Annotated in this window: 26 protein-coding genes, 4 tRNA genes and 1 riboswitch; of the genes, 12 read left to right on the plus strand and 18 right to left on the minus strand. The window is 35.2% G+C overall.

All coding sequences use genetic code 11. The features are described from left to right. Nucleotides 1-43 precede the first annotated feature (43 nt). Nucleotides 44-412, plus strand: coding sequence for a diacylglycerol kinase (locus QFA95_RS06490; RefSeq protein WP_486462709.1), 369 nt, complete (start codon nt 44-46; stop codon nt 410-412). On the opposite strand, the gene QFA95_RS06495 is transcribed toward QFA95_RS06490, so the two are convergent. After that, on the minus strand, nt 409-2,499 hold the full coding sequence (locus QFA95_RS06495; protein ID WP_486462710.1) for a TonB-dependent receptor: 2,091 nt from the start codon (nt 2,497-2,499) through the stop codon (nt 409-411). The genes QFA95_RS06490 and QFA95_RS06495 overlap by 4 nt on opposite strands. A gap of 33 nt (nt 2,500-2,532) precedes the next feature. Further along, a complete protein-coding gene (locus QFA95_RS06500) occupies nt 2,533-2,853 on the minus strand; it encodes a hypothetical protein (RefSeq protein ID WP_486462711.1) in 321 nt (106 codons plus the stop codon). A gap of 24 nt (nt 2,854-2,877) precedes the next feature. Beyond that, nucleotides 2,878-3,057, plus strand: a riboswitch (cobalamin riboswitch). Between the two features lie 62 nt (nt 3,058-3,119). Here QFA95_RS06500 and QFA95_RS06505 point away from each other — a divergent pair. From QFA95_RS06505 to QFA95_RS06515, 3 genes are all read left to right on the plus strand, one after another. Next, entirely contained in the window at nt 3,120-5,105 is a 1,986-nt protein-coding gene (locus QFA95_RS06505) for a TonB-dependent receptor (RefSeq protein ID WP_486462712.1), read from the plus strand. Beyond that, nucleotides 5,102-5,662: a hypothetical protein gene (locus QFA95_RS06510; RefSeq protein WP_486462713.1), complete on the plus strand. Its 561-nt coding sequence runs from the start codon at nt 5,102-5,104 to the stop codon at nt 5,660-5,662. The genes QFA95_RS06505 and QFA95_RS06510 overlap by 4 nt, the downstream gene beginning before the upstream one ends. Before the next feature lie 42 nt (nt 5,663-5,704). Further along, nucleotides 5,705-5,780, plus strand: a tRNA-Phe gene (locus QFA95_RS06515). A 44-nt stretch (nt 5,781-5,824) separates the two neighbouring features. On the opposite strand, the gene QFA95_RS06520 is transcribed toward QFA95_RS06515, so the two are convergent. Together QFA95_RS06520 and QFA95_RS06525 are read right to left on the minus strand one after the other, a co-directional pair. Then, nucleotides 5,825-6,040, minus strand: a complete 216-nt coding sequence (locus QFA95_RS06520) for a DUF6552 family protein (protein WP_486463457.1) — start codon at nt 6,038-6,040, stop codon at nt 5,825-5,827. A 39-nt stretch (nt 6,041-6,079) separates the two neighbouring features. Beyond that, entirely contained in the window at nt 6,080-6,262 is a 183-nt protein-coding gene (locus QFA95_RS06525) for a hypothetical protein (RefSeq protein WP_486462714.1), read from the minus strand. Between the two features lie 56 nt (nt 6,263-6,318). Here QFA95_RS06525 and QFA95_RS06530 point away from each other — a divergent pair, with 56 nt between their 5' ends. The 4 genes from QFA95_RS06530 (at nt 6,319) to QFA95_RS06545 (ending at nt 8,399) form a co-directional block, all read left to right on the plus strand. Further along, nucleotides 6,319-7,200 (plus strand): ROK family protein, encoded by an 882-nt coding sequence (locus QFA95_RS06530; RefSeq protein WP_486462715.1) that lies wholly within the window; start codon nt 6,319-6,321, stop codon nt 7,198-7,200. Between the two features lie 48 nt (nt 7,201-7,248). Continuing rightward, nucleotides 7,249-7,641 (plus strand): MAPEG family protein, encoded by a 393-nt coding sequence (locus QFA95_RS06535; RefSeq protein ID WP_486462716.1) that lies wholly within the window; start codon nt 7,249-7,251, stop codon nt 7,639-7,641. A 78-nt stretch (nt 7,642-7,719) separates the two neighbouring features. Beyond that, nucleotides 7,720-8,166 (plus strand): ferritin-like domain-containing protein, encoded by a 447-nt coding sequence (locus QFA95_RS06540; RefSeq protein ID WP_486462717.1) that lies wholly within the window; start codon nt 7,720-7,722, stop codon nt 8,164-8,166. Next, nucleotides 8,163-8,399 (plus strand): sulfurtransferase TusA family protein, encoded by a 237-nt coding sequence (locus QFA95_RS06545; protein WP_486462718.1) that lies wholly within the window; start codon nt 8,163-8,165, stop codon nt 8,397-8,399. The genes QFA95_RS06540 and QFA95_RS06545 overlap by 4 nt, the downstream gene beginning before the upstream one ends. Here QFA95_RS06545 and QFA95_RS06550 read toward each other — a convergent pair. The 6 genes from QFA95_RS06550 to QFA95_RS06575 all read right to left on the minus strand — a co-directional run bounded on the left by QFA95_RS06550 (nt 8,396) and on the right by QFA95_RS06575 (nt 12,526). After that, nucleotides 8,396-11,203, minus strand: a complete 2,808-nt coding sequence (locus QFA95_RS06550; RefSeq protein ID WP_486462719.1) for a valine--tRNA ligase — start codon at nt 11,201-11,203, stop codon at nt 8,396-8,398. The genes QFA95_RS06545 and QFA95_RS06550 overlap by 4 nt on opposite strands. Before the next feature lie 26 nt (nt 11,204-11,229). Next, nucleotides 11,230-11,994, minus strand: a complete 765-nt coding sequence (locus tag QFA95_RS06555; protein WP_486462720.1) for a HesA/MoeB/ThiF family protein — start codon at nt 11,992-11,994, stop codon at nt 11,230-11,232. Beyond that, entirely contained in the window at nt 11,987-12,133 is a 147-nt protein-coding gene (locus tag QFA95_RS06560) for a hypothetical protein (RefSeq protein ID WP_486462721.1), read from the minus strand. The genes QFA95_RS06555 and QFA95_RS06560 overlap by 8 nt, the downstream gene beginning before the upstream one ends. A gap of 101 nt (nt 12,134-12,234) precedes the next feature. Further along, a tRNA-His gene (locus QFA95_RS06565) sits at nt 12,235-12,310 on the minus strand. 9 nt (nt 12,311-12,319) lie between these two features. Continuing rightward, nucleotides 12,320-12,396 (minus strand) — tRNA-Arg (locus QFA95_RS06570). A gap of 53 nt (nt 12,397-12,449) precedes the next feature. Beyond that, nucleotides 12,450-12,526, minus strand: a tRNA-Pro gene (locus QFA95_RS06575). Nucleotides 12,527-12,631: 105 nt separating this feature from the next. Here QFA95_RS06575 and folD point away from each other — a divergent pair. Both folD and dksA read left to right on the plus strand, forming a co-directional pair. Beyond that, nucleotides 12,632-13,480: a bifunctional methylenetetrahydrofolate dehydrogenase/methenyltetrahydrofolate cyclohydrolase FolD gene (gene folD, locus QFA95_RS06580; protein WP_486462722.1), complete on the plus strand. Its 849-nt coding sequence runs from the start codon at nt 12,632-12,634 to the stop codon at nt 13,478-13,480. 412 nt (nt 13,481-13,892) lie between these two features. Then, a complete protein-coding gene (gene dksA, locus QFA95_RS06585) occupies nt 13,893-14,255 on the plus strand; it encodes an RNA polymerase-binding protein DksA (protein WP_486463458.1) in 363 nt (120 codons plus the stop codon). A gap of 41 nt (nt 14,256-14,296) precedes the next feature. Here dksA and pnp read toward each other — a convergent pair whose 3' ends face one another. The 8 genes from pnp to tyrS form a co-directional block, all read right to left on the minus strand. Then, nucleotides 14,297-16,417, minus strand: coding sequence for a polyribonucleotide nucleotidyltransferase (pnp, locus tag QFA95_RS06590; RefSeq protein WP_486462723.1), 2,121 nt, complete (start codon nt 16,415-16,417; stop codon nt 14,297-14,299). A gap of 105 nt (nt 16,418-16,522) precedes the next feature. Then, complete coding sequence (gene rpsO, locus QFA95_RS06595) at nt 16,523-16,792, minus strand: 30S ribosomal protein S15 (protein ID WP_486462724.1); 270 nt, start codon at nt 16,790-16,792, stop codon at nt 16,523-16,525. Nucleotides 16,793-16,860: 68 nt separating this feature from the next. Continuing rightward, nucleotides 16,861-17,757: a tRNA pseudouridine(55) synthase TruB gene (truB, locus tag QFA95_RS06600; protein ID WP_486462725.1), complete on the minus strand. Its 897-nt coding sequence runs from the start codon at nt 17,755-17,757 to the stop codon at nt 16,861-16,863. A gap of 6 nt (nt 17,758-17,763) precedes the next feature. Further along, on the minus strand, nt 17,764-18,105 hold the full coding sequence (rbfA, locus tag QFA95_RS06605; RefSeq protein WP_486462726.1) for a 30S ribosome-binding factor RbfA: 342 nt from the start codon (nt 18,103-18,105) through the stop codon (nt 17,764-17,766). A 2-nt stretch (nt 18,106-18,107) separates the two neighbouring features. After that, nucleotides 18,108-20,543, minus strand: coding sequence for a translation initiation factor IF-2 (infB, locus tag QFA95_RS06610; protein WP_486462727.1), 2,436 nt, complete (start codon nt 20,541-20,543; stop codon nt 18,108-18,110). 10 nt (nt 20,544-20,553) lie between these two features. After that, the gene (nusA, locus tag QFA95_RS06615; RefSeq protein WP_486462728.1) at nt 20,554-22,023 is read right to left on the minus strand and encodes a transcription termination factor NusA; all 1,470 of its coding nucleotides are present in this window, start codon (nt 22,021-22,023) and stop codon (nt 20,554-20,556) included. A 14-nt stretch (nt 22,024-22,037) separates the two neighbouring features. Continuing rightward, a complete protein-coding gene (gene rimP, locus QFA95_RS06620) occupies nt 22,038-22,472 on the minus strand; it encodes a ribosome maturation factor RimP (RefSeq protein ID WP_486462729.1) in 435 nt (144 codons plus the stop codon). 99 nt (nt 22,473-22,571) lie between these two features. Continuing rightward, nucleotides 22,572-23,741, minus strand: a complete 1,170-nt coding sequence (tyrS, locus tag QFA95_RS06625; RefSeq protein ID WP_486462730.1) for a tyrosine--tRNA ligase — start codon at nt 23,739-23,741, stop codon at nt 22,572-22,574. 63 nt (nt 23,742-23,804) lie between these two features. On the opposite strand from tyrS, the gene QFA95_RS06630 reads away from it, so the two are divergent. Together QFA95_RS06630 and QFA95_RS06635 are read left to right on the plus strand one after the other, a co-directional pair. Beyond that, complete coding sequence (locus QFA95_RS06630) at nt 23,805-24,908, plus strand: anhydro-N-acetylmuramic acid kinase (RefSeq protein ID WP_486462731.1); 1,104 nt, start codon at nt 23,805-23,807, stop codon at nt 24,906-24,908. Nucleotides 24,909-24,965: 57 nt separating this feature from the next. After that, entirely contained in the window at nt 24,966-26,264 is a 1,299-nt protein-coding gene (locus QFA95_RS06635; RefSeq protein WP_486462732.1) for a citrate synthase, read from the plus strand. Nucleotides 26,265-26,267 lie beyond the last annotated feature (3 nt).

A 26,267-nucleotide genomic window follows, 5' to 3' on the forward strand; every position in this document is an offset into this window, starting at 1 on the left:
ATTCATTTATAATGAGTGCAAATTTTATCAAGTGAGGGGTAACATGGAAAGTCCTTTTAAAGGAAAAACAGGAATAAAAAGGTTAATCAATGCGATTGGTTATTCATTTGCTGGATTTAAAGTGGCTTTCAAGAAAGAGGACGCCTTCAGACAAGAGGTTCTAATGACCCTGATCCTAATTCCTCTTGCCATTTATTTATCGAACAATGGCATTGAACTAGTGCTGCTTATTTTTTCTACGTTACTTGTGCCAATAGTTGAGCTATTAAATTCTGCCATCGAAGCGACTGTGGATCGAATCAGTCTAGAAAAACACAAACTCGCAAAGAGGGCGAAGGATATTGGCAGTGCTGCCGTTTTTCTAAGCCTAGTAAACCTCTCCGCGGTTTGGTTAATCATTATTTTCTATTAAAACTCTCCCTGCAAACCAAATAGAACTGACCGGCCAGCCCTTAAAAACTTATCCTTCATAAAAGAAGAATGATCACGTATTTCTTGATCGAGTAAGTTATGCCCTTTCAGGAAGAGTTGTAAATTATATTCAACCGGTAATTGATATGACGCATAGGCAGTCACATTTGTGTAGGCGTCTGTCTTAAGCTCATGTGTCGCAATATTATCTTGAGCAAACGCTCTTAAGATATCTAGCCTTGCATAAAAATTATTTTTTTCATAAGCAATCCCGGCGCCTAATCGCAGTGGAGAAATTCTTGGTAAATCATCACCGTTATCCTGTTCAGCGCGAACATAGTCGCCCTTGTAGGAAAAATCAAACTGATCATTAATTTGATAGTTACCGTCGAATTCTAAGCCTTTAAAAGTCGCGCCGACAGAACGATATTGAAAGACGCTCATCCCTTCAGCCTCATCTTCCCCTTCGTGAAGATGATAGAGCTCGTTCCCCGTATTAAATATTCCAATGAATCGATTAAATTTTGTGTAATATGGGCCAACGCTAAAAGCATGGCCATTATTCTTCCACTTAATTTGAAAATCAATCGTATTCGATAGCTCGGTATTTAAATTTTCGTTTCCTTTATGTACCTGGGCCGTGGCATGGTGTGCCCCGTAAGGAAATAATTCAAAAAATGCTGGGGCTCTTTCGGAATGTGCTACATTCGAATTTAGAGACCAGTTTTGGTTGATTTTATAAACACCCCCGATGGCAGCATTGTTTGTTTGAAATGTTTTTTCGGTTTCCCCAAAGGACTGATCATCTTCAGAACCCCCAGAAGCTGCGCAATCAACAAGGTTAGTATAAGAAATACTGCACCCACCATCCCCCGTAAAGCTATTCCTTTTTACATCATGATTACCGCGTCTAAAGCCCAAGGTCAGTTTATGTTCATTGATTGGTAATTCCTCATAAACATACACGGATTGTGAATCGGTATTGGCGTTTGGTAATAACACCCCATTGGGTTGTTTGAAAGATGAATTTTCAAAATGAAGCCCCACCACACCACTCATGCCAGCGATCGCATGATGGCCTAATTCCAGTGTTCCATCTAAACCTCGATTCTTGAATGTATTTTCAATTTCTCCTGGCTCATGATGTTCATCATGTTTATAGTCGGTATGAGCCATCTTAAACTTAAAATGGTTAAAGAATCCATCTAAATCATGAAATTCAGAATGCAGATCCCATCGATTTGTTTCCAAATCAAAAAAGCCAGTTGCTGTTAGAGGATTACCTGTCTCGCTTTCATGCTTGGCATAGGACATTCCCACATAGCCCTTTTCAAAAAAGTATGAAGCACCGACTGCCCCGCCATCTATATCAGATCCAGAATTCCTTAACTGTCCCTTTTTACCATACTGGTTGCGACTGATCTCGCTGTCAGATCGAGCTAATTTTCCAGAAACGGAATATCCGGGAATGCTTAAATTACCGGTCTTTCTGGTATATGCATCCAGGTGAATAACAAAATTTCCAAAACCCACATCGCCGACCACCGCTGAGCTCCGTTCACTGTTTGCTCCCCCAAGTCGGGTTACTGCTCGACCGGTTGCACCAGTAATTTTTTGCCTTGGTATTCGATGGTCTATCGCATTCACCACCCCGCCAACGGTTCCTCCTCCATAAAGAACAGTCGCAGGGCCGCGAATAATATCAATTTGTTCTATCACCAGTGGATCAATTGCCACAGCATGATCAGAACTAAATGATGATACATCCAACGAATTAATCCCATTCTGCATGATACGAATTCGGTCTGCCGACATTCCTCGAATCACAGGTCTTCCTATGGTAGGTCCCCAATTTGAAAATGAAACACCAGGGGTTCCATCAAGCGTCTCCGCAAAACTATTGTTTCTCTTGATATCGAGTTCATGCCCATTCAAAACTGATATTGGCACAATAAACTCATCAGAACTGACGCCCAAAGGGTTTGCGGTAACTGGTGTGGTTGGCAGATCTATTTTTTGATCAGCATAAGCTTGTGCTTGTAGTGCTATTAATACAAACAAACACAAAAATTTATATTTTTGTTGCATTAGTTTTCTCCTAAAAAAATTGAAATAATTTAATTAAGAGATCAGTGGTGGGCCCCTAACGGAATTGATGCTATAGAAATGGGTAAAGGCAAATACCCTATAGCTATCATTTAAAGTTGAATTTAATTGTTTATTAAATTCTAATTGATCATTGTAAATATTCGCATAAGTAAGATTATTTAACACATGACAATGTTCACAATGATTAAGCTCTTTGCTGTCCTCTTTTGACTCATCAGTACAGTGTGCAACATACATAGCCTCTTGCAAATGCTCGATGTCATGTTGCAAGGATGACCATTGCATAAATGCAAAAATAATCAGCGAAAAAATAGCAATTTTTCTTAAAACCATACTTATATTGTAGTCTTTCTTATGCTATAGTCAAATCTGATGGTGGCCTAGAGATAGGCATAATCGGGAAATTGGTGAGAATCCAATACTGCCCCCGCAACGGTCAAAGAGTGTGGATATAACAATATGTCACTGAGATTTTCTTGGGAAGACGTTATATTTTGTCTCTTGAGTCCGGATACCGGCCAATCAATTTTTATTTATACGGGTGTGTATTAAGCTTCCTATCGACGCTTAATCATCATGATTTTTGCCTGGGAGGCTCTGTGCGTCACTTTAAAATTATCTTCAGTGTTGTCTTTTTCAGTTTACATTCTTCATTAATTTATTCAGAGGGTCTTAATACTGATGAAGTAATTGTTTATTCAAATAAATTTTATACCTCGGAAAGTAACTCCGCTCATCATGTTGAGGTCTATGATCATCAGGAAATTATCAATTCAGGGACAAATAACCTATTTGATTTCTTATCAACCAAGTCATCACTCAATGTTTCATCCTACTCAGGAAACAAGGCTGCTCCATCGATTGATATGAGAGGCTATGGATTAGAGAATGGATATCAAAATATTGTGATTAATGTGGATGGATATCGAATTAATAACATTGATATGGCACCTAGTTTTTTAGGAACCATTAATACCAATGATATTGATCGTATTGAAATACTAAAAGGCAGCGGGTCAGTGGTTCATGGAGATGGCTCTAACGCTGGATCAATAAATATTTATACCAAAAATCATAACAAAACTCGGATTTCATCTGCATTTGGCAATTATGGGCAAAAGAATCATTCCTTCAGTACAGGGGAAACTATAGATAATTTTTCAATATCATTATCTACAAGTTACGAGAGTAATGACGGCTACAGTCAAAAAGATTCCAAAGGCAACAAAGACAAAAATAAATCGACTAACCAAGTCATCAAATTAAGTTATCAACCAGATCAATACTCTCAAATTAATTTTAAATATTCGAATACGGAATCAAATTCACTTTTTCCCTCCGCTCTTAGTAGATCGCAATTTCAAAGAGATCCTTCAAGGGCAGGTGTATCTTCATACAATGAGTTTGACTACAACGATGATATCTGGGGATTGGATTATGTCACACATTTTTCAGATAATTTTTCAGTCAAAGTGTACCATCAGGGACAAAGAAAAAAATATGATGCCAGGGATTACGCAACCAACTTAAGAAAAACAAGTGCCATTGTTAACGGACTTGAATTTGATTATTCCGGTAAAAGCTTTAACTTAACATCAGGAATGTCCTTAAGTGAAAGAGAATTAAATGCCTATCGAAATTCAACTTCTCATGTCAATCAAGCAAACAAGCAAAATGAGGCAATCTATTTACAAGCCAAGCACCTAATAGATAAAAATAATAAATTGTCTATTACTTATGGGGCGAGATCAGAGAGAGTAATCACCAAATTCAATAACACTAGTATTAATACCGACCAGTCTGACCGTCTATCCATGTTTGAAACTGGGTTAAATTATATTGTGAATAATCAAGTTAACTTATTTTCTAATTTTTCCAAAAGCATGCAATCTCAAGATATTGACCGCATGCTTCCTTATAATTTTTTCACAGGAAATTACGATACCCTCAATCCAAATATTAAACCAATGCAAAGCAGAACAATCAATATCGGTTTGAATTATATTGATCCGGTACAAAAGTTAAAAATCAGTACCTTTTACGCCGACCTGGATAATGAAATTGTTTATAACCCATCTACTTTTCAAAATGAAAATATCGACCGCACCAACAAATATGGTTATGAAGTCTTTTTCATGCGCAAGCTCAATGACAGATTTAATCTTAAATTTAACTACAGCTATACCATTGCAAAAATTTTAAATGATACTGACAGCTCAACCTTTCCCAGTGGAAAGTTATTGCCAGGGGTGCCAAAAAATTCAATTAATTTAGCTATTCACTATGATTATGATAATTGGAATGCTTCCCTCAATCATGTGTGGCGTGATCGTAGTTACATTTTTGACGACTTTAACAACAATGCAAATATGATGTCGCCATCCTATGAATCGACCAATGCTTTTGTGAGATATAATTTAAGAAATGTTTTACAATTTAATAACCTGAATATTTTTGCATCAGTAAATAATATATTTGAGCAAAAGAATGGCATACGAACAGTTACAAACGGCTATGGATATGGAACAACATATCCGTATAATTTTAGAAGAACATGGTTTATCGGAATGGAAGTTGAAATATGATGCAAGTATTTAGTAAAAAAAATTTATTGTTGATTAGTTTTTTAGTTTTTTTGATTTTTCTAACAAGAGGAAGTCATTTTTTAACTGAGTTTTCGATTCCTGATGCAAGTTTAATTGTCTTTTTAACTCTTGGTCTTTTTATCCCATCGATTTTACTATTTTGTTTATTTTTTATACTTACTGCAGTCATTGATTTTGGTTCTGGTTTTTTTGATAATAGTTTGGCGTTTTGCTTAACGGATGGTTATTGGGGCCTTATCCCAACTTACCTTGCAATGTTTGTCACCGGAAAATTAATAAAAAATTACGATATTAAATTTAATTTATTTTTTGTAGCACTTCTATTAAGCATCACACTCGCTTTTATAATTTCAACAAATACTTACTATATGTTCTCTGATAAATTTGGCAGCCCTTCTTTTTTCACATCAATTCAGTATGGCTGGAATTATTTCCCTGCTTATTTGATGCCAAATTTAATATACGGAATGATTGTCTTTACTTTATATCAACTTAACCTCAAAAACTATTTCTTGAAATTCATACAAAGAAGTTAGCCTTTCATTATCATTATTTGATATAATTTCACGTTCAAATTTGGCCAGATAGCTCAGTCGGTAGAGCAGTGGACTGAAAATCCTCGTGTCGACAGTTCGATTCTGTCTCTGGCCACCACTTTTTTATGTCCCATCAATATTTATTCAATAAAACCTAGTTAACTAAGTTATCGTTTTAAAAAAGCCCAGCGCAAATAATGGTATCTGCAATCCAAAATTGACAAGGATGGCTTTATCTTTATAAAAAAAGCCAGCGATCGTCCAACCAATCACTCCTACACCATGAAAATAAATATTTAGCGGATAAATATTTAAATTGGTTAAAAGTATTCCTGTTAAAACTAATGCAGTACTAATCCACTTAATCATAATTTTGATCCTTTCTTTTTATAAAGATTGGTGTAAATTGAAATGACGTTATCTATCTCTTAAAAGAATATAGATAAAAATTACAGTAATAACTGAAAAGAGTAGCCACATTCTTTTAATTTCAGACTTACGCTCATCATTGGCGTCTTTAAATTCTTTGTAGCCATCCCATGAATGTTTGAAAATAATGAAAAAAAAGATTAAAGCTATTAATTGATATAGATATTCCATAAAACAATACTAACAAAAACTTGACCAAACATTAATTTAAAAATATATTTTTCTCAATGGAAACTAATTATAAAATTGGTATCGATCTTGGTGGTACAAAAATTGAAACGATTGTACTGAGAGATGAAACACCTATTTTTAGAGATCGTATTCCAACTGAGGCTGGCAAAGGCCCAGATCATATCTTCAACCAAATATCAAAAATTTATTATCAAGCATTAGATGTAGTTGACACAAAACACTTTACAGTCGGGATTTGTACCCCTGGTTCAATTGAGCCTGACACAAAGTTACTGAGAAATTCAAATACCACCTGTCTCAATGGAATTGCCTTTCATACAATGATTGAAGACATGCTCAATCATTCAGTCAAAATCGATAATGATGCGAATTGTTTTGCTTTAGCTGAAGCTATCTTGGGTGCCGCCAAGGGCTATGAGTTGGTCTTTGGAATTATTATGGGTACAGGTTGCGGGGGTGGTTTTGTATTCAATAATCAAATACGTTTGGGCCCAAATTTAATTTGTGGCGAATGGGGGCATTCCATTTTACATCCTGATGGCAACGACTGTTATTGTGGAAAAAAAGGATGTGTAGAGACATACATATCAGGTAGCGGGATAGAAACACGCTTACATAATTATAATTTGAATTACTCTGCTCAAGAATTTTTTAACAAACCAAATAAGAGCGATTTAGAAATAAAAATTTTTGATGAGTTTATGAATAATTTTGGAAGGTCTATTGCCAATATTATTAATAGCATTGATCCAGATGTCATTGTATTAGGAGGAGGGCTATCTAATTTATCGTATCTCTATAGTCGGGGTATTGAAGAAATTCAAAAGTATGTATTTTCTGAATCTTTTAAAACACCCATTCTCATTAATAAGCTTGGGGATTCTGCTGGAGTTTATGGAGCAGCGCTGTTGAAATAAAATTTATTATGAATATAATCACAATCCACTACTTTTTAGAGACATACCATGATCCCAGTAACTGCCCTATTTAGTGCGATACTATTTTTTCTATACTATTACTTAGCTAAAAACGTCATTAAAATTCGACGTAATAACAAAATAGCGATAGGTTTTGCAAAAAATAAAGAGCTTGAACAAGCCATTGCAGCGCACTCAAATTTTAACCAATATGTTCCACTTGGATTAATTATGATGGCATGTATGGAATTAAATAAAATTCACTTTTCAATCATATTTTTAGTTGGTATTTCTTTTACCTTTGGCAGGATTATTCATGCTAAATCATTCCTGAAAAAAACAATGGACTTAAAACAGCGGGTTCAAGGAATGAAGTTTACCTTTTGGACCATGATCGTTATGGCTATTCTTAATATTGTTAGCTTCTTAATAAGAATCTAAATAGCAATCATTCTTGTTTCTGCAATCTTTGGCATTTTATGTTTAAATCAATCTAAATTTTAACCTTGGGGATTTATCATGGATAACAAAAAAATAATTGATGCACTGAACAAAATTTTAGAATTAGAACTGGCTGGTGTTGTTCGTTATACTCATTACAGCTTAATGGTCTATGGCTATAGCCGTATTCCAATCATTTCCTGGCTAAGAGATCAGGCGACTGAATCTCTTGATCATGCAAATAAAGCTGGAGAAGTAATTACTAATCTAGGTGGGCACCCATCTCTTGCAATAGGTCCTTTATTAGAAACTGAAAATCATGATATCGGCGATATCTTAAGAGAATCTTTGGATCACGAGATGGCTGCTTTAAACTCATATAAGGAATTACTAAAATTGGTTGAAGGTCATTCAGTGATGTTAGAGGAATATGCTAGAGAGATGATTTACAATGAGGAACTACATTTAGGCGAAGTTGACAAGATGTTACGAAATCCTGGTGATATGGAACCATTCAATAAATGAGTGAAAATTATATCGAAGTAGAATTAGATGCAATTGGGCAGAAATGCCCAATGCCTCTACTTTCTACAAAAAAAGCTTTAAGCAATATTGAAAGAGGTCAGATTTTAAAAATTATTGCTACAGATCAAAATGCAGTTAAAGATCTTAAGGCTTTTTGTGAATATACCGATCATGAATTTATTGATGATCGAAGTGAAAACGAAACTTTTATAATTCGAATATTAAAGGGCTAGCTATCTAATCTTGATAATTGTTCTTTAAATTTTTGCAAATCATCTGAGAACTTTTTCTGCCTTTCTTTTTCCTGAGCAATAACACTCTCTGGCGCCTTCTCTATAAAAGATTGATTGGCTAATTTCCCGTCAGCTTTTTTCAACTCTACAATTAATTTGTCTATTTCTTTTTGCAATCTTTGTTTCTCAGCAGCAACATCAATTTCAACTTTTAGCATCAATTTGTATTCACCGACAATAGCCACTGGTGCATCAATTTTTTCAAATTTATCAATGACACTTATGGATTCCAATTTTGCAAGTTGCAATAAATAATCTTGATATGCTTGAATAGTGTCTGGGTTCCCAATAATAAGAAGGGGAACTTTTTCTGCAGGAGATATATTCATCTCCCCTCTTAATTTTCGACACTCTTCTACCATATGTTTTAAGGTTTGCATCCAGGCTTCCGCATCCTTATCAATTTTTTTCTCTCTAGATAAAGGATAACTTTGTAACATAATCGTTTCAGAGTGAGTGCCTGTTTTATGAGAAATAATTTGCCAAATTTCTTCTGAGATAAATGGCATCACAGGGTGGATCATTTTAAGAATTTTCTCTAATATACCCAATAGCGTTCTTTTGGTTCCCCGGATTGTTGCTTGAGCATTAGACTTATTTAACTGCACCTTGGCTACTTCAAGGTACCAATCACAATATTCATCCCAGATGAATTGATACATCTCTTGAGCAGCAAGGTCAAAGCGATAATTTTCAAAATTAGATTCTATATTTCTTAATGTATTTTGAAATATAGATGTAATCCATCGGTCAGCTTGCGAGAAATTCATAAAGCCATCTGTACATTGTTCAAAACCATTATCATCATCTGGGCAATTCATTAAAACAAACCTAGATGCATTCCAGATCTTGTTACAAAAATTTCGATATCCTTCACATCGATTGAGATCAAATTTAATATCTCGGCCAGGAGAGGCTAGGCTAGCAAACGTGAATCGCAGTGCATCTGTTCCATAAGCTAGAATTCCATCTGGAAATTCTTTTTTGGTACGTTTAGCAATTGATTCTTTTTGTGCTGGGTTCATTAATCCATAAGTTCTTTTATCAATTAATTTATCTAAATCAATACCATCAATTAAATCGATAGGATCAAGAACATTACCTTTCGACTTACTCATTTTCTGTCCTTCTGAATCACGTATCAGTCCGTGCACATAAACATGTTTGAATGGGATTTTTCCCGTAACGTATTTAGTCAACATGACCATTCGTGCCACCCAGAAGAAAATGATGTCAAAACCTGTTACCAGGACTGAGGATGGGAGGTATTTATCAAGCACAGGATTAGTTACACTTGGATATTCTGGTGTCCAATCTAATGTCGAAAATGGCCATAAGGCAGATGAAAACCATGTATCAAGCACATCATTATCTTGCTTCAAATTCTTTGGGTCAATCCCTTTATCGGCGGCAATTTTTTCAGCCTCTTTTTTATTATGGGCAACAATAATCTCATCGTTAGGTCCATACCATGCAGGTATTTGATGGCCCCACCAGAGCTGTCGTGATATGCACCAGTCTTGAATATTTTCCAACCACTGGTTATAGGTATTCTTCCAATTATCAGGGTAAAACTTCACCTCTCCAGATTTAACAACATTTAGAGCTTCTGCAGCGATACTTTGGCTTTGATTAACTTCTTTAGACATCGCCACAAACCATTGATCCGTTAGGAGTGGTTCTATAACGACATTGGTTCTATCACCTCGCGGAATTTTTAGCTGGTAATCTTCAACCTTATTTAAGTAGCCTTGTTCTTTGAGTTTTTCAACAATTTTTTTTCGCGCTTCAAATCTTTCTAACCCCTCAAACTCCCCGCCATTCTCATTAATATAGCCATCAAGACTCATAATGTTAATCATTTCTAAAGAGTGTCTTTTGCCCACCTCGTAATCGTTAAAGTCATGTGCAGGAGTGACCTTTACAACACCTGTTCCAAATTCCATGTCCACATATTCATCAGCAATAATCGGAATCTCTCTTCCAGTCAGAGGAAGAATCACATGTGATCCAATTAGACTGTTGTAACGATTGTCATCAGGATGCACCATCACGGCAACATCACCCAGCATTGTTTCTGGTCTTGTTGTTGCAACAGTAAGTTTGTCATCATGATTATTTGCGAGAGGATAATCGATATGCCATAAATGACCATTTTCTTCTTCTTGAATCACTTCTAGATCAGAGACAGCGGTTTGTAACTTTACATCCCAGTTAACTAAACGCTTTCCTCGGTAGATGAGTCCATCATTATATAACTTAACAAAGACCTGATTCACACTTTTGGACAAACCTTCATCCATAGTAAATCTTTCACGACTCCAGTCAGGTGAAGTGCCAAGCCGTCTCATTTGCTTAGTAATTTTACCCCCGGATTCTTCTTTCCATTCCCAAACTTTCTCTATAAATTTTTCCCGTCCCAAATCATGTCTTGAAATATTTTTTTGATCCAATTGTCTTTCAACAACTATTTGTGTTGCAATGCCTGCATGATCTGTCCCTGGCTGCCATAAAGTATTGGACCCTCTCATGCGATGGTACCTAGTCAAACTATCCATCAAGGTTTGATTAAAGCCATGCCCCATGTGGAGTGTTCCGGTGACATTCGGAGGAGGAAGTAAAATAGAAAAATTATCTTTTTTTGCTTGATCTAATCCACATTGATAATAACCCTGCTGCTCCCAGAAGGCGTACCACTTTGACTCTATAGATGATGGATTAAAGGATTTTTCTAATTCTTGCATAAGGATGATATTTTATCACGATGCTTTTAGGAATGATCGGATGAAGATGAACAGATTGTGCATCCTTTATCTTTTTTAAATAAGATTGTTTTCCATTCATTACTTTTCCCATCAAAGATCTTTAATTGATTTTGGGAAGGACTTAGGTTTAATAATACTTTAATTGTTTCTAGTGTTTGCATTACCCCAATTATGCCAACCACTGGAGCAAGTATTCCATGATCAGCACATCTGAGTTCATTTTCTTCGCCATTGTCAGGAAACAAACATTCATAGCAAGCTGAGCTGTTTTCCCTAAAATCAAAAATGGCGAGCTGTCCTTCGAATCGAATAGCTGAACCGGAAATAAGTGGGATTTTATTTTTAAAAGCTATTTTATTAACAATATATCTAGTTTGAAAGTTATCAGAACAATCGAGTATTGCATCCACTGAATTATTTTTTATGTATGAATCAAATTCGTTTTGACTTAATTTTTTATCTATAGCATTAATATTGATATTCGAATTTATAGATGCAATAAAACTTTTAGCAGAATGTGCTTTGTTGATTTGTAGTTTATCTTCTGTGTGTGCTATTTGCCTTTGTAAATTTGATAATTCTACTTTATCAAAATCACATAAGGTTAATTCACCAATACCAGAAGAAGCAAGATAAATTGATGCTGGCGATCCCAAACCTCCCAAACCAACTACTAAAACATGACTATCTAAAAGCTTTTGTTGGCCATCATAATCAATTTCAGGAAGTAGAATATGTCTTCCATATCTTTCTAAATCTTGATCATTCATTTATCTTAAATTCATACCTGTTGGTCATAAATGGATTTCTAGACAAATCCGAACAAGTTGCAGGTCTATAACTTTCAATATTTTCAAGTATTTTGAATGAAGAAATGTTTTCTGTATCTGCGTATCTTTCAAAATCCATTTTTTTACTTGATATAGTACTAACAGTTTTACAACCACTAATTATAAAAAATAGAATTAAAATAGAAATCTTCATTATTGATTAGATTATAAACTAGAATTTGGGGTGGCTGATGGGGCTCGAACCCACGACAACAGGAATCACAATCCTGGACTCTACCAACTGAGCTACAGCCACCAATGAAATTGGCCTGCCCGACAGGAATCGAACCTGTAACCTACGGCTTAGAAGGCCGTTGCTCTATCCAGTTGAGCTACGGGCAGCTTAACGTAATAATAAAGCTTGCTACAGTATACTCTATAATTATGAGTAACAATGGTCGGGGTGGAGAGATTCGAACTCCCGACATCCTGCTCCCAAAGCAGGCGCGCTACCAGGCTACGCTACACCCCGAACGCGCAAATATATCGCAATTTGTTTATTTGGTCAAATGGTAAATCCCCAAAATGGAAAAATTAAAGGTATTTATATATAATCAAGCAATTTGATGGAGGATTTATGACAGCACAAATAATCGATGGCAAAAAGATTGCCAACAGCCTTCTTGAAGAATTAAAGGAAGAAATAACGAAGAGGCAACAAAGTGGAATAAGAAATCCTGCACTTGCAGTTATCCTTGTTGGTGATGACCCTGCATCATCAGTCTATGTCAACAATAAAAGAAAGGCGTGCGAAAAGGTTGGAATTAAATCTTTATTTTATGACCTTCCAGCTACAACTTCACAAACTGAATTAGAAAAACTAATTATAGATTTAAATAATGATAAAGATGTTGATGGTATTCTTGTTCAATCGCCATTACCTCACCCATTAGATGAAGACCGAATTCTTGATCTTATTTCACCAAATAAGGATGTCGATGGATTTCATCCTATTAACTTGGGCTTGTTGGCCATGCGTCAACCAAAGTTTCGCTCATGCACACCATATGGTGTCATTAAGATGCTAAAAGCTATGCAAATAGATGTATTAGGCAAAGATGCTGTAGTGGTTGGGGCATCAAATCATGTTGGTCGACCAATGGCTTTTGAACTCTTGCTAGCTGGTGCAACGGTTACACAGTGTCATAGCAAAACTCAAAATATTGAAGACAAAATCAACAATGCGGACATTGTTGTCGCAGCAGTTGGAAGGCCAGAAATGGTCAAGGGCTCTTGGATCAAAAAGGGTGCTGTTGTAATTGATATTGGTATTAATCGGGTTGGAGACAAACTTATTGGCGATGTTGAATTTGAGGTAGCGAAATATAATGCTTCATTCATAACACCAGTGCCCGGCGGGGTTGGTCCAATGACAGTGGCTACCCTGATGAGCAATACCCTAGATGCCCAAAAAAATAGTTTATAACTGTTTTTTTTAACGAAAATAGAGTAAACTTTCGCGGTTCATTTGAAAAGGAAAATACATGGCAGAGAAAAAGTCAATTTTTGCAAAAGCTGTAGAGGTTGCTAAGAAAGCCGTAGCGAAACCTGCAGCTAAGAAAGCCGTAGCGAAACCTGCAGCTAAGAAAGCCGTGGCGAAACCTGCAGCTAAAAAAGCCATAGCGAAACCTGCAGCTAAAAAAGCCATAGCGAAACCTGCAGCTAAGAAAGCCGTAGCGAAACCTGCAGCTAAGAAAGCCGTAGCGAAACCTGCAGCTAAGAAAGCCGTAGCGAAACCTGCAGCTAAGAAAGCCGTGGCGAAACCTGCAGCTAAGAAAGCCGTTGCCAGTGGTAATAAAACCTTTAAGCAATATTCAGCTAAAGCAAATGAAAGCTATATGAGCAAAAATCAAATGAAACACTTTAAGGACATATTAGCTGATTGGAAGAATGAATTAAGTCATGATATAGATAAGACAGTTTCACACATGCAAGATGATTTGACTGCATACGCTGATCCGAATGATCGAGCTAGTCAGGAATCAGATATGGCACTCGAACTTAGAAATCGTGATAGAGAAAGAAAGCTCATTAAAAAAATTGAACAGACTATAAGAAATATTGATAATGATGATTATGGTTACTGTGAACAATGTGGAGAAGAAATTGGTCTAAATCGACTTCAAGCCAGACCCACTGCAACTTTGTGCATTGATTGCAAAACTCTTGATGAAATTAGAGAAAAGCAAATGGCAAAATAGTTAAATAGTAAATAAAAAAAAGGGGCTTTTTAGCCCCTTTTTTATTCTTCTTCAGATTTAGCAGGTTCTTCTGGCTTTTCAATTAATGCTTTTGCACTGACCCTTACTTTACCTTTTTGATCAACTTCAATCACTTTTACCTTCACTTCATCGCCCTCAGACAAATGATCCTTAACAGAATTCACACGCTCATGAGCAATTTGTGAAATATGAAGCAACCCATCTTTACCAGGAATGAGTTGAACGATTGCACCGAAGTCTAAAATTTTGATAACTTTACCATCATAAATTTGATCAACTTCTACATCAGCTGTGATTTCTTTAATTCTTTCAATAGCGAGCTGACCTTCCTCGCCTGACGTACAGGCTACCTTCACCAAACCATCATCTGTGATATCAATTGTAGTATTAGTTTCCTCAGTTAGAGCTTTAATGACAGCACCGCCTTTACCAATAACATCTCTGATTTTATCTGGATGAATTTTTAAGGTCATTATTCTAGGTGCATACTTCGATAACTCAGTTCTGCTTGATTTCAAAGCTTTTTTCATTAAGCCAAGAATATGCTCTCTTCCCTCTTTTGCTTGTTTAAGAGCAACCTGCATAATTTCGGTCGTGATACCATCAATTTTAATGTCCATTTGAAGCGCCGTGATCCCATTCTCTGATCCAGCAACTTTAAAGTCCATGTCTCCCAAATGATCTTCATCACCTAAAATATCAGTAAGAATTGCGACACGATTATCTTCTTTGATCAAACCCATGGCTATACCAGCAACATGAGATTTTAATGGTACTCCAGCATCAAGCATTGCCATACATCCTCCACACACTGATGCCATTGAGCTTGAACCATTTGATTCCATAATTTCAGAAACAAGTCGGATAGTGTAATCAAAATCTTCTTGTGCAGGAAGAACAGCCAATAATGCTCTTTTAGCTAAACGACCATGACCAATTTCTCTTCGTTTCGGAGATCCAACTCTTCCAGTCTCTCCAGTTGAAAATGGAGGAAAGTTATAGTGCAGCATAAATCTATCGGTATACTCACCTTGAAGAGCATCAATAATTTGGGCGTCACGAGGTGTGCCTAAGGTCGCAACTGCGAGTGCCTGTGTTTCACCTCTTGTAAATAAAGCTGACCCATGAGTTCTCGGTAACACACTTGTACCTATTTCAATTGGCCTCACGGTTCTTGTATCACGTCCGTCAATTCGAGGCTCTCCATCAAGAATTTTGGAACGTACAATTTTTGCTTCCAAATTGAAAAACTCTTTATTAACTTCATTGACTTCAAGTGTTCCCATATCATCCGTGATCAATTCAGCTTGAACCTTATCTTTAATCTCACTAATCTTTTGCGATCTTTCAGATTTGGATTTGATTGAAAAAGCTTTGCTTAAGTCTTTTTCCGCAAGCTTACTGATTTTTGAAATTAATTCCTGATTTGGCTCAGGAGCATTCCATTCCCATGGATCTTTTGCAGAATCTTTTGCAAAATCATTAATTAATTTTATTACATCTTTAGCTGCTTTATGTCCAGCTAAAACAGCATCTAACATTATTTTTTCGCTGAGCTCTTTTGCTTCTGACTCAACCATCAAAACTGCATCTTTAGTTCCAGCCACTACTAGATCAAGCTCTGATTCTTCTAATTGAGTCTTGGTTGGATTGATAATATATTCACCGTCCACATAGCCAACTTTAGTCGCCCCAATTGGACCATAAAATGGAATACCTGAAATAGAAAGTGCAGCAGATGCGCCAATGATTGCAGGAATGTCTGCATCAATTTCAGAATCTGATGACAAAACTGTAGCAACTATTTGTACATCGTTATAAAAGCCTTTAGGGAAAAGTGGTCTTAAAGGTCTATCAATTAAACGACAGACTAATATTTCATTTTCACTAGGTCGACCCTCTCTTTTAAAAAATCCTCCCGGAATTTTCCCTGCAGCATAGGTTTTTTCTTGATAATCTACTGTTAAAGGAAAAAAATCTTGACCTTCTTTTACATTTTGATTTCCAACAACTGTAACTAGAACAACCGTTTCACCATAACTTACCATTACTGCACCATCAGCTTGACGTGCAATTTCTCCAGTTTCAAGTTTTAATTCATGAGCTCCTAATTTCATGCTCTTTGATACTTTATTAAACATACTTTTTGACATTATTTTTACTCTCTTCCCAGTAAAAAATTATAAAAAAAGCCGACTAAGCATAACGCTTAAAATCGGCTTCTTAATAATTTAGTTGATTTGTAATTACTTTCTTAAACCTAAACGCTTAATTAAATCTTGATATCTAGTTAGATCTTTACGCTTCAAATAATCTAATAAACGTCTTCTTTGACTTACCATTGCAAGTAAACCACGACGTGAGTGGTTATCTTTAGCATTAGTTTTAAAGTGTCCAGTCAAATAATTGATTCGATTCGTAAGCAGGGCAACTTGAACTTCAGGGGAGCCTGTATCGTTCGCGCCTTGAGCATACTCTTTAACAATTTTTTCTTTATCTATAGCTGTAAACGCCATTTGTTTTTTTCCTTCACTTAAGAACGGTGTATTTTATATAAAATTGCAATAAATAACAATGGTTTAAGTTAATTTATTTTACTTCTAATTAATCGAACAGGTTTTATGATTTTTCCATCTGAAATACCTATACCAATAAAATTTTTTTCAGAAAATAATAAAATTTCACCAGATTCAATTTCGATAACCAAGTTTTGACCATTCAATATATTTGTTGTATCGGTATGATTTAATTGTATTTTGGGTAATTCGAGGAGTTCATAGATTGGCTTTAAGAGCTTTTTTCTATTATCTATCGATAATTCTTCTATCTGTTCAACTGAAAAACTATCAATTTTTTTTATTGTACCAACCCTAATTCGTTCTAAGTTGGTTAAATAACCCTTTGTACCTATTTTTTTTGCAATATCTTCACCTAAAGTTCTAATGTACGTCCCTTTAGAACAGGAGACCTGAAAGGTGATTTGCTGATTAGTAAAATTTACCAAATCAATTGAAAAAATCTCTATTTCTCTTTTTTTTAAAGGAATTTCTATCCCAGCTCTCGCATATTCATAATAAGGCTTACCATTATATTTAAGGGCAGAATATTTGGGTGGCGTCTGCTTTTGAACACCAATAAATTCATTAAGAATGTTTTTTAAGTTGTGAGGTAAGTTCTCATTATCAAATGAACTATCTTTAGTTATTTCACCCTCAGTATCTCCTGTTGAGCTTTCAAAACCTAATTTTAATTCCGCAATGTATTCTTTATTACTTTCCAAAATTCTATTAGAAAACTTTGTAGACTCTCCAAAAAAAACTGGGACAATTCCAGTTGCAAATGGATCAAGAGTGCCACCATGACCTGCCTTTTTTATCTGAAAGAGCCATTTTAATTTCGAGAGTAATTGATTGGATGACCAGCCTTTTGGTTTTATAACTGATATGTAACCTGAATTATTAAGGTCTAGTCCTAAACTCATAAGAAATTATTTTTTGAATGCTGAATTTAATAACTCAGTAATTCGATCATTATGATCGATTGAATGATCGTAAATAAATTCTAAATTAGGAATACCTCTTGTAGTCATTCTCTTTGATAAAGATTGACGAATAAAGCTCATCGATCTATTTAAAGCTTTTTCAAGTTCACTTTGATCTTGCTGTGAGATAAAGTAAATCTTCGCGTGTCTCAGGTCTCTTGATAATTCAAGATCAGTTATTGTGACATTTGCTAGAGTTGGATGCTGAATCTCATACTGCAAAATCTCAGCAATTTCTTTTTTTATCTGCTGCCCTATTTGATTAGAACGAGGATAATCTTTAGCCATTTTTATTGAAGTTTTCTAGCAACCTTAACAATTTCATATGGTTCAACAACATCTCCTACTTTTATATCATTAAAGTTTTTAATAGACAGTCCGCATTCAAAATTCGATTTTACTTCTTTCACATCGTCTTTAAATCTTTTTAGAGATGATAGTTCTCCGTCATAAATAACAACATTGTCTCTAAGAACTCTTACTTTTGATTCTCTCTTAACAAGACCATCGGTAACATAACAACCTGCAATAGTACCAATTTTAGATACTTTATAAATTTCCCTAATTTCAATACTACCTAAGATATTTTCTTTTTCATCAGGGGATAACATGCCTGTTAAAGCTGCTTTGACATCATCAACTGCATCATAAATGATGCTGTAGTATCTAATTTCTATATCATTGGATTCTGCTGATTTCCTGGCTCCACCTTCAGCTCTGACGTTGAACGCTATAATGACGGCGTTTGAAGCAACAGCTAAATTAATATCAGATTCATTTACGGCACCAACTGCATTATGTATAACATTAATCCTAACTTCATTATTGGATAATTTTTCTAATGACCCTTTAAGCGCTTCAAATGATCCTTGCACATCAGATTTGATAATTAATGGTAAGGTCTTGACATCTCCTTCAGCCATTTGATCAAACATATTTTCTAGCTTTGCTGCCTGTTGCTTCGCAAATTTGACATCTCTAAATTTGCCCTGCCTAAAGAGTGCAATCTCCCTTGCTTTTCTCTCATCATTCAGGACAATCACATCTTCACCGGCATTTGGAACATCAGATAAACCAACAATTTCAACAGGTATGGATGGTCCTGCTTCTTTTATTTGATTTGCGCCCTCATCTAACATCACCCGCACACGACCATAGCTTGATCCTGCTAAAAGCATATCACTAGATTTCATTACCCCTGATTGAATTAAAATAGTTGCCACAGGGCCTCGACCTTTATCCAAACGAGACTCAACCACAATCCCTTTTGCTGGAGTATTTATTGGGGCCTTCAATTCCAAAATTTCTGCTTGAAGTAAAATTGCATCTAACAGTTCGTCAATACCTTGGCCTGTTTTAGCTGATAGTTCCAAAAACATAGAGTCGCCACCAAGTTCCTCAGGAATAACTTCATGAGTCATGAGTTCATTCTTTACTTTTTCAGGGTTAGCTTCTGGCTTGTCAATCTTATTAATTGCAACAATTAATGGGGTATTGGCTGCTTTAGAGTGATTAATTGCCTCAATTGTTTGTGGCATCACTCCGTCATCGGCAGCAACAACCAAGACAACAATATCAGTTACGCTGGCACCTCTTGCACGCATTGCTGTAAATGCTTCATGGCCAGGAGTATCAAGAAAAGAAACCATCCCTTTTTTTGTCTCAACATGATAAGCACCAATATGCTGAGTAATTCCCCCCGCTTCACCTGATGCGACTTTCGTGGTTCTGATGTAATCCAATAATGAAGTTTTTCCATGATCAACATGTCCCATAACAGTCACAACAGGTGGTCTTGTTTTAAATATAGGTTCGATTGATTCGTCTGTGTCGAGTAAAGACTCTGGATCATTTTGTTCTGCTTTTTTTGCAACATGGCCTAACTCTTCAACCACGATCATCGCCGTATCTTGATCTAAGATCTGATTGATAGTTACCATCATGCCCATACCCATTAATGATTTAATGACTTCTGCAGCTTTAACAGACATCTTATGAGCAAGATCAGCTACAGTAATTGTCTCCGGAACCATAACGTCTTTAATAACAGGTTCTGTTGGGGCAACAAAAGTTGTTTCTTGATCTTTAGTATTTTTATTATGTTGTTTTTTATTTTTATACTTTGGTGATCTCCATCCATCAGGAACTGGATTTGCGTTTTTTGTTTTTAATACTTTTTTCTTTGGGCCATCTTCCCAATTACTTTTCTTTGTATCTTTGTTTACTTCTTTATTCTCAGGTTTGTGAATTGTCCCATCTATATTTTTTTTGGATTCTAGTTTTTTATCTTCTGATTTTTTTCTGTCTTCTGCCTGAGCCTGCATCAAAGCATCATGCCTAGCCTTTTCATCGTCTCTAATTTTCACTTGATTATCATCTAAAATCTCTTTCGGCTTCTCAATTTCAGACTCATTTTTTTCAACTTCTGGAGTTTTAGTGAGTGTTCTTTTTTTCCTAACTTCAACTTGAATTGTTCTAGACTTACCTGAGCTATCAGTTTTTTGAATTTCAGTATTCTGTTTACGAGTTAGGGTAATTTTATTTTTTGGTTTTTGTGAATCGCCATGAGATTGTTTTAAAAAAGATAGGAGTGCAGCTTTATCATCCTCAGATAATTCATCACTAGAATTATTTTTCTCTACACCAGCATTTTTAAGTTGATCTATAAGTAAATCAACCGGTAATTTTAATTCTGATGCAAATTGTTCAACTGTATACTGACTCATATTTTCTCCGTTATTCTGTAAACCAAGGGGCTCTCGCAGTCATGATAAGCTCTTTGGCTCTTTCTTCGTCAATTTTTACGATATCTAATAACTCATCAACGGCTAATTCAGCTAGATCTTCCATTGAAATAATTCCCTTAGATGCAAGAAGGCTGGCTGTATTTTGGTCCATCCCCTCCATTGTTAAAAGGTCTTCTTGAGCTTCAGGCACCTTCTCCTCATTAGCTATCGCCTCAGTTAAAATAGCAGCCTTTGCTCTGGATCTTAATTCATCAATGGTATCATCATCAAAAATATCCATTTGATTTAATTCTTCAGTTGGAACATATGCAATTTCTTCTAATGAAGTAAATCCTTCTTTAACAAGAATATCGGCAACTTCTTCATCAACATCCAGTTTTTCAATAAATAGCTTACTGACCGCAGAGTATTCCTCCTCATGCTTTTTCTCAGATTCTTCTTCAGTCATGATATTTAACGTCCAGCCAGTTAATTGGGATGCAAGACGAATATTTTGTCCATTTCTACCAATGGCAAGCGCTAGCTGATCTTCATCAACAACAATATCCATACTTCTTTTTTCTTCATCAACAACAATACTTGAAACCTCTGCAGGAGCCATTGAATTGATTACAAATTGTGCAGGCTCAATTGACCATAAGACAATATCAACCCTCTCCCCAGATAATTCAGTAGTCACAGCTTGAACTCTTGATCCTCTCATTCCTACACAGGTTCCAACAGGGTCTAATCTTTGATCATTTGCCTTTACCGCAATTTTTGATCTTGATCCAGGATCTCTTGAAGCTGACATAATGTCTAACAATCCTTCTTCAATTTCAGGCACTTCAATTTCAAATAATTTTATTAAAAATTCAGGCGATGTTCTAGAGAGTATTAATTGTGGCCCTCGCATCGATGTCTCTATTTTCAGTAATGCTGCTCTGATTCTATCACCAACTCTTAAATTCTCTTTTGGAATCATTTGATCTCTTGGTAAGATTGCTTCTAATTTACCAATTTCAATAATCGCGTTGCCACGTTCCATGCGTCTGATCTGACCCATGACTAATTTTTCATCCCTTGCAAGAAATTCCTTAAGTACTTGTTCTCTTTCTGCTTCTCTTACTTTTTGCAAGATAACTTGTTTTGCTGCCTGCGCTCCGATTCTGCCAAACTCTTCTGAAGGGATAGATTCTTCAATAATGTCCCCCACTTGTTTGTCTTTTGCACGGTCATCAATCAATAGAATTTCAGCTTCCTCGTTTTCAAGATTTTCTTCCTCAACGACAGTCCAGCACCTAAAAGACTCATAAGCGCCTGATTCTGGATCAATTTTTACTCGAATATCTGTACCATGAGGATATTTCTTTTTTGTCGCTGATGCTAAAGCCAGCTCTAGGGCATTAAAAACAATTTCTTTGCTCACATTTTTTTCATGAGCAAGAGCATCAACTAAAATTAACATCTCACGGTTCATTTACGTTCTCCAATTTATAAATCAGGGTTTAAACGAGCCATCTGAATTTCATCAAACGGCACTTCTAATATTTTTTCATCTGATAATAAAACTTTTATATTATTTTCATCAGAATCAATTAATTTTCCATCAAATTTTTTTTGATTATTTATCGATGAATACAATTTGATTTTAATTTTTTCACCTTCAAATCTTTTGTAATCTGACAATTTTATTAATTTTCTATCTACACCAGGTGAAGATACTTCCAGTCTTGAGAAATCATAATCTAGCTCAACTGACAAAACGCGATTCAAATGATTACTGACCTTCACACAATCATCAACAGATATTAAATTACCGTTATCAATAAAAATTCTGATAAGGCCGCTGTTATGGTTGTGCTCGAACTCAACCAACTCGTAGCCAATATTTTGTATTGATTCACTTATAATTTTTTCTAAATCCATCACAAAACCATCAAAAATAAAAAATGGGCCTTAAAGGCCCATCTCAAAAAAGCAATTATACTATGAATTTTTATAAAAATAAATTTTTAAATCAATGTGTTAGGTTAGTTTTATTTTGCCAAATTTTCTTTTTCCAACCTGAATGAGAAATTCATCAGTGTTTAAAGAATAATCCTTATCAATCTTTTCTCCATCAACCCTTATTCCTCCACTTTTCATTAATCTCAAAGCCTCAGATGTGCTTGTAACAAAGTTAATACTCTTCAGGATATTTGGAATAGCCATATTATCTTGTTTATTGAGTTTAAATTCTGGAACCTCTTCAGGAGCAAAACCCGATGACCTTTGTTCAAAATCTTTTTTTGCTTTTAAATAACCTTCATGATCATGAAATCTCTCAATTATCTCTTGCGAGAATTCATCCTTGATATTTTTGGGATTTTCACCATCCTGTAAACGCTTTTTCCATGAATCGATTTCTTCATTATTTTTAAGCGACAATAAGTCGATGTATCTCAACATTAAATCATCAGAAATAGATAATAGTTTTGCGTACATAACCTCAGGGGCTTCATCAATACCAATATAATTATTCAATGATTTTGACATTTTGTTGACGCCATCCAATCCTTCTAAAAGTGGCATTGTTAAAATAGTCTGTGGTATTTGCCCATATGATTTTTGTAATTCTCGCCCCATTAACAAATTAAACTTTTGATCTGTTCCACCTAACTCAACATCTGCCTCCAGGGCAACTGAGTCATAACCTTGCATTAATGGATACATAAATTCATGTATTGAAATGGATTGGTTGGTTTTAAATCTTTTGCTGAAATCATCTCGCTCCAACATTCTTGCTACAGTGTACTGGGCAGAAAGTTTTAACATGCCATCAGCACCTAAATTCTTGAGCCATTCAGAATTAAATACAACTTGAGTTTTTTCTTTATCAAGAATTTTAAACACTTGATTTTGATAAGTTTTTGCATTCTGTTTGACCTCATCCTCAGTTAGAGGAGGTCTTGTTGCATTTTTACCTGTGGGATCACCAATCATGCCAGTGAAGTCTCCAATCAAAAAAATTACCTCATGACCGAAGTTTTGAAATTGTCTTAGTTTATTTAAAAGAACTGTATGACCTAGATGTAAATCTGGTGCCGTTGGATCAAAACCCGCTTTAATTTTTAGTTTTTTCCCAGATTTTATTTTTTCTTCGAACTCAGAAAAAACTAAAATTTCATCAGCACCGCGTTTTATTTCATCTAACATAATTAATTGAGCTTATAAATAAAACATGATTATATAGTCATATTGCGTTAATCTTAATAGTAAATGCAGATCAAGTCAGATAAAAAAAACTTATTTATTGGCATAATGTCAGGTACATCTTCAGATGGTCTTGATGTGGTTCTCTGCTCCATTGATGATAATCAAATCAAAATCATAGATTCCATATCTCAAAGTTATTCCAGAAAATTACAAATGGAAATAATTGAATTAAATTCACCGTCCATTGATGAACTTAACAAAAGTAAAATCCTTGGGAATAAAATTGCAAACATTAGCATAAAATTAATTGAAAAATTATTATTGAATAATCATTTAGACCCATCATCAATTAAAGCCATTGGTTTTCATGGGCCTACGATCAGGCATGTACCAAAAGATTTTTATAGTCTTCAAATTGGAAACGAATTTTTACTAGCTAGTCGTACAAAAATAAAAACAGTTTCTAATTTTAGAAATATGGATATCGCCTCAAATGGTGAAGGAGCACCTTTAATTCCTTTATTTCATAAGTATCTTTTACATACAAAAAATATTAAAAAAGGAGTATTTGTCAATATTGGAGGATTTTCTAATATTTCTATCATCAATAATAGCTCAATCAGAGGCTATGATTTAGGTCCTGGTAATGTCTTTATGGATATATGGATCAACAAAATTAAACAAAGAAAATATGATAAAAACGGGTCATGGGCAAAAAGTGGAACCGTATCCGATGATCTTTTGAGGCGATTGTTAAATGATTCATTTTTCAAAAAAAAGCCTCCCAAGAGCACAGGTCGTGATTATTTTAATTTGGATTGGTTAAATAAATTTAATCTAAATGATTTCAAACCTGAAGATGTACAAAGAACTTTTTTAGAATTAAGTACCATATTGATTTTAAGAGAAATTGAAAAATTAAAAGGCTTAAAAGATATCTTTATTTGTGGTGGTGGTGCAAATAATACCTTTCTTATAGATGAATTATCTAAGCGATGTCGAATAAATATTCGTACCACAGAATATCTCGGCATTAAACCTGAATTAATTGAACCAGCTGGGTTTGCTTGGCTTGGATATCAATCAATAAATAATAATAAGTTAAATTACAAAGCTATAACTGGTGCAATAAAAGATAATGTTTTGGGTGTTGTTGTTCATCCTTAATTCAACATATTTAAATCTAAGTTATAATTAGTATCCTTTTATTTAATAAATATTAAGATGGAACAAAAAAAAGCTACGCTTACATTACCCGATGGAAAAACCATTGAGCTTCCTTTCATTGAAGGGAAAATGGGTAAGCCTGCAATTGATATTTCGCAATTATCGCAGCATGGTTTGCATACTTACGATCCTGGATTTATGTCAACAGCCTCTTGCGGTTCGGCTATAACATTTATTGATGGTGAAAAAAGTATCCTACTGTATCGCGGCTACCCAATTGAACAATTAGCGGAACATTGTGACTTTCTTGATGTAGCCTATTTATTACTAAATGGTGAGCTTCCAAATCAAAATGAAAAAACAAAATATGTATCAGAAGTAAAGAAACATTACCTTCTTCATGATCAACTAAATAGTGTCTTTAGAGGATTCAGACGTGATGCTCATCCAATGGCCGTCATGGCTGCTGTTGTTGCTTCAAAATCAGCTTTTTATTTTGATGAAATGAATGTGTACAATCGAAATCATCGAAAAATCTCAGCTAATAGATTAATTGGGAAAGTACCGTCCATAGCAGCATGGTCATATCTTTACAATTTAGGTAGGCCATTCAATTATCCAAGAAATGACTTAAGCTATGCTGCAAATTTCTTAAATATGCTTTTTTCAAGTCCAACTCAAGAATATGAAATTAATCCCGTACTAGTCCGTGCATTTGAGAGGATTTTAATTTTACATGCTGACCATGAACAAAATGCTTCTACCTCAACTGTTAGATTAGTCGGCTCTAGTGGCGCTAACCCTTTTGCTTGTATTTCTTCAGGTATTGCATCCCTATGGGGTCCTGCTCATGGAGGAGCGAACGAAGCAACCCTTAAAATGTTACAAGAGATCAGAAGTGAAAGTCGTATTGGTGAATATATTGATAGAGCAAAAGACTCAACTGATTCTTTTAGGTTAATGGGCTTTGGTCACAGAGTTTATCGTAATAAAGATCCTCGTGCAGAAATTATGCGTAAAACATGTCATGAAGTATTATCCGAACTTGGTTTAGAGAATGATTCAATATTCAAACTTGCTTTGAAATTAGAAAAAATTGCACTTGAAGATGATTATTTTGTTAAGAAAAAATTATATCCGAACGTTGATTTTTACTCAGGTATAGTGATGCGAGCTCTAGGCATTCCTAATTCAATGTTTACTGCTGTGTTTGCGTTAGCGCGAACAGCCGGTTGGATAGCCCATTGGAATGAAATGTTTATAGCTGATAATTTAAAAATCGGCAGACCAAGACAAATCTATAAAGGCAGATTACCTAGGAACGTATCTTTGGATAGAAATGTTTCAAAAGATTAAGCT

It is taken from the genome of Candidatus Methylolitoribacter marinus, assembly GCF_051853155.1.
In the GTDB taxonomy this organism is placed as follows: Bacteria; Pseudomonadota; Gammaproteobacteria; order Burkholderiales; family Methylophilaceae; genus BACL14.

Bases quoted from the DNA above. Each gene is read 5' to 3' on its own strand.
- rpsO (WP_486462724.1), bottom strand. From the start codon at position 16,792: ATGGCGTTTACAGCTATAGATAAAGAAAAAATTGTTAAAGAGTATGCT.
- QFA95_RS06530 (WP_486462715.1), top strand. From the start codon at position 6,319: ATGGAAACTAATTATAAAATTGGTATCGATCTTGGTGGTACAAAAATT.
- pnp (WP_486462723.1), bottom strand. From the start codon at position 16,417: ATGTTTAATAAAGTATCAAAGAGCATGAAATTAGGAGCTCATGAATTA.
- nusA (WP_486462728.1), bottom strand. From the start codon at position 22,023: ATGAACCGTGAGATGTTAATTTTAGTTGATGCTCTTGCTCATGAAAAA.
- QFA95_RS06635 (WP_486462732.1), top strand. From the start codon at position 24,966: ATGGAACAAAAAAAAGCTACGCTTACATTACCCGATGGAAAAACCATT.
- QFA95_RS06545 (WP_486462718.1), top strand. From the start codon at position 8,163: ATGAGTGAAAATTATATCGAAGTAGAATTAGATGCAATTGGGCAGAAA.
- rimP (WP_486462729.1), bottom strand. From the start codon at position 22,472: ATGGATTTAGAAAAAATTATAAGTGAATCAATACAAAATATTGGCTAC.
- QFA95_RS06560 (WP_486462721.1), bottom strand. From the start codon at position 12,133: ATGGATTTTGAAAGATACGCAGATACAGAAAACATTTCTTCATTCAAA.
- QFA95_RS06495 (WP_486462710.1), bottom strand. From the start codon at position 2,499: ATGCAACAAAAATATAAATTTTTGTGTTTGTTTGTATTAATAGCACTA.
- QFA95_RS06525 (WP_486462714.1), bottom strand. From the start codon at position 6,262: ATGGAATATCTATATCAATTAATAGCTTTAATCTTTTTTTTCATTATT.
- QFA95_RS06550 (WP_486462719.1), bottom strand. From the start codon at position 11,203: ATGCAAGAATTAGAAAAATCCTTTAATCCATCATCTATAGAGTCAAAG.
- truB (WP_486462725.1), bottom strand. From the start codon at position 17,757: ATGAGTTTAGGACTAGACCTTAATAATTCAGGTTACATATCAGTTATA.
- QFA95_RS06540 (WP_486462717.1), top strand. From the start codon at position 7,720: ATGGATAACAAAAAAATAATTGATGCACTGAACAAAATTTTAGAATTA.
- QFA95_RS06555 (WP_486462720.1), bottom strand. From the start codon at position 11,994: ATGAATGATCAAGATTTAGAAAGATATGGAAGACATATTCTACTTCCT.
- infB (WP_486462727.1), bottom strand. From the start codon at position 20,543: ATGAGTCAGTATACAGTTGAACAATTTGCATCAGAATTAAAATTACCG.
- QFA95_RS06510 (WP_486462713.1), top strand. From the start codon at position 5,102: ATGATGCAAGTATTTAGTAAAAAAAATTTATTGTTGATTAGTTTTTTA.
- tyrS (WP_486462730.1), bottom strand. From the start codon at position 23,741: ATGTTAGATGAAATAAAACGCGGTGCTGATGAAATTTTAGTTTTTTCT.
- QFA95_RS06500 (WP_486462711.1), bottom strand. From the start codon at position 2,853: ATGGTTTTAAGAAAAATTGCTATTTTTTCGCTGATTATTTTTGCATTT.
- QFA95_RS06490 (WP_486462709.1), top strand. From the start codon at position 44: ATGGAAAGTCCTTTTAAAGGAAAAACAGGAATAAAAAGGTTAATCAAT.
- dksA (WP_486463458.1), top strand. From the start codon at position 13,893: ATGAGCAAAAATCAAATGAAACACTTTAAGGACATATTAGCTGATTGG.
- rbfA (WP_486462726.1), bottom strand. From the start codon at position 18,105: ATGGCTAAAGATTATCCTCGTTCTAATCAAATAGGGCAGCAGATAAAA.
- QFA95_RS06630 (WP_486462731.1), top strand. From the start codon at position 23,805: ATGCAGATCAAGTCAGATAAAAAAAACTTATTTATTGGCATAATGTCA.
- QFA95_RS06535 (WP_486462716.1), top strand. From the start codon at position 7,249: ATGATCCCAGTAACTGCCCTATTTAGTGCGATACTATTTTTTCTATAC.
- folD (WP_486462722.1), top strand. From the start codon at position 12,632: ATGACAGCACAAATAATCGATGGCAAAAAGATTGCCAACAGCCTTCTT.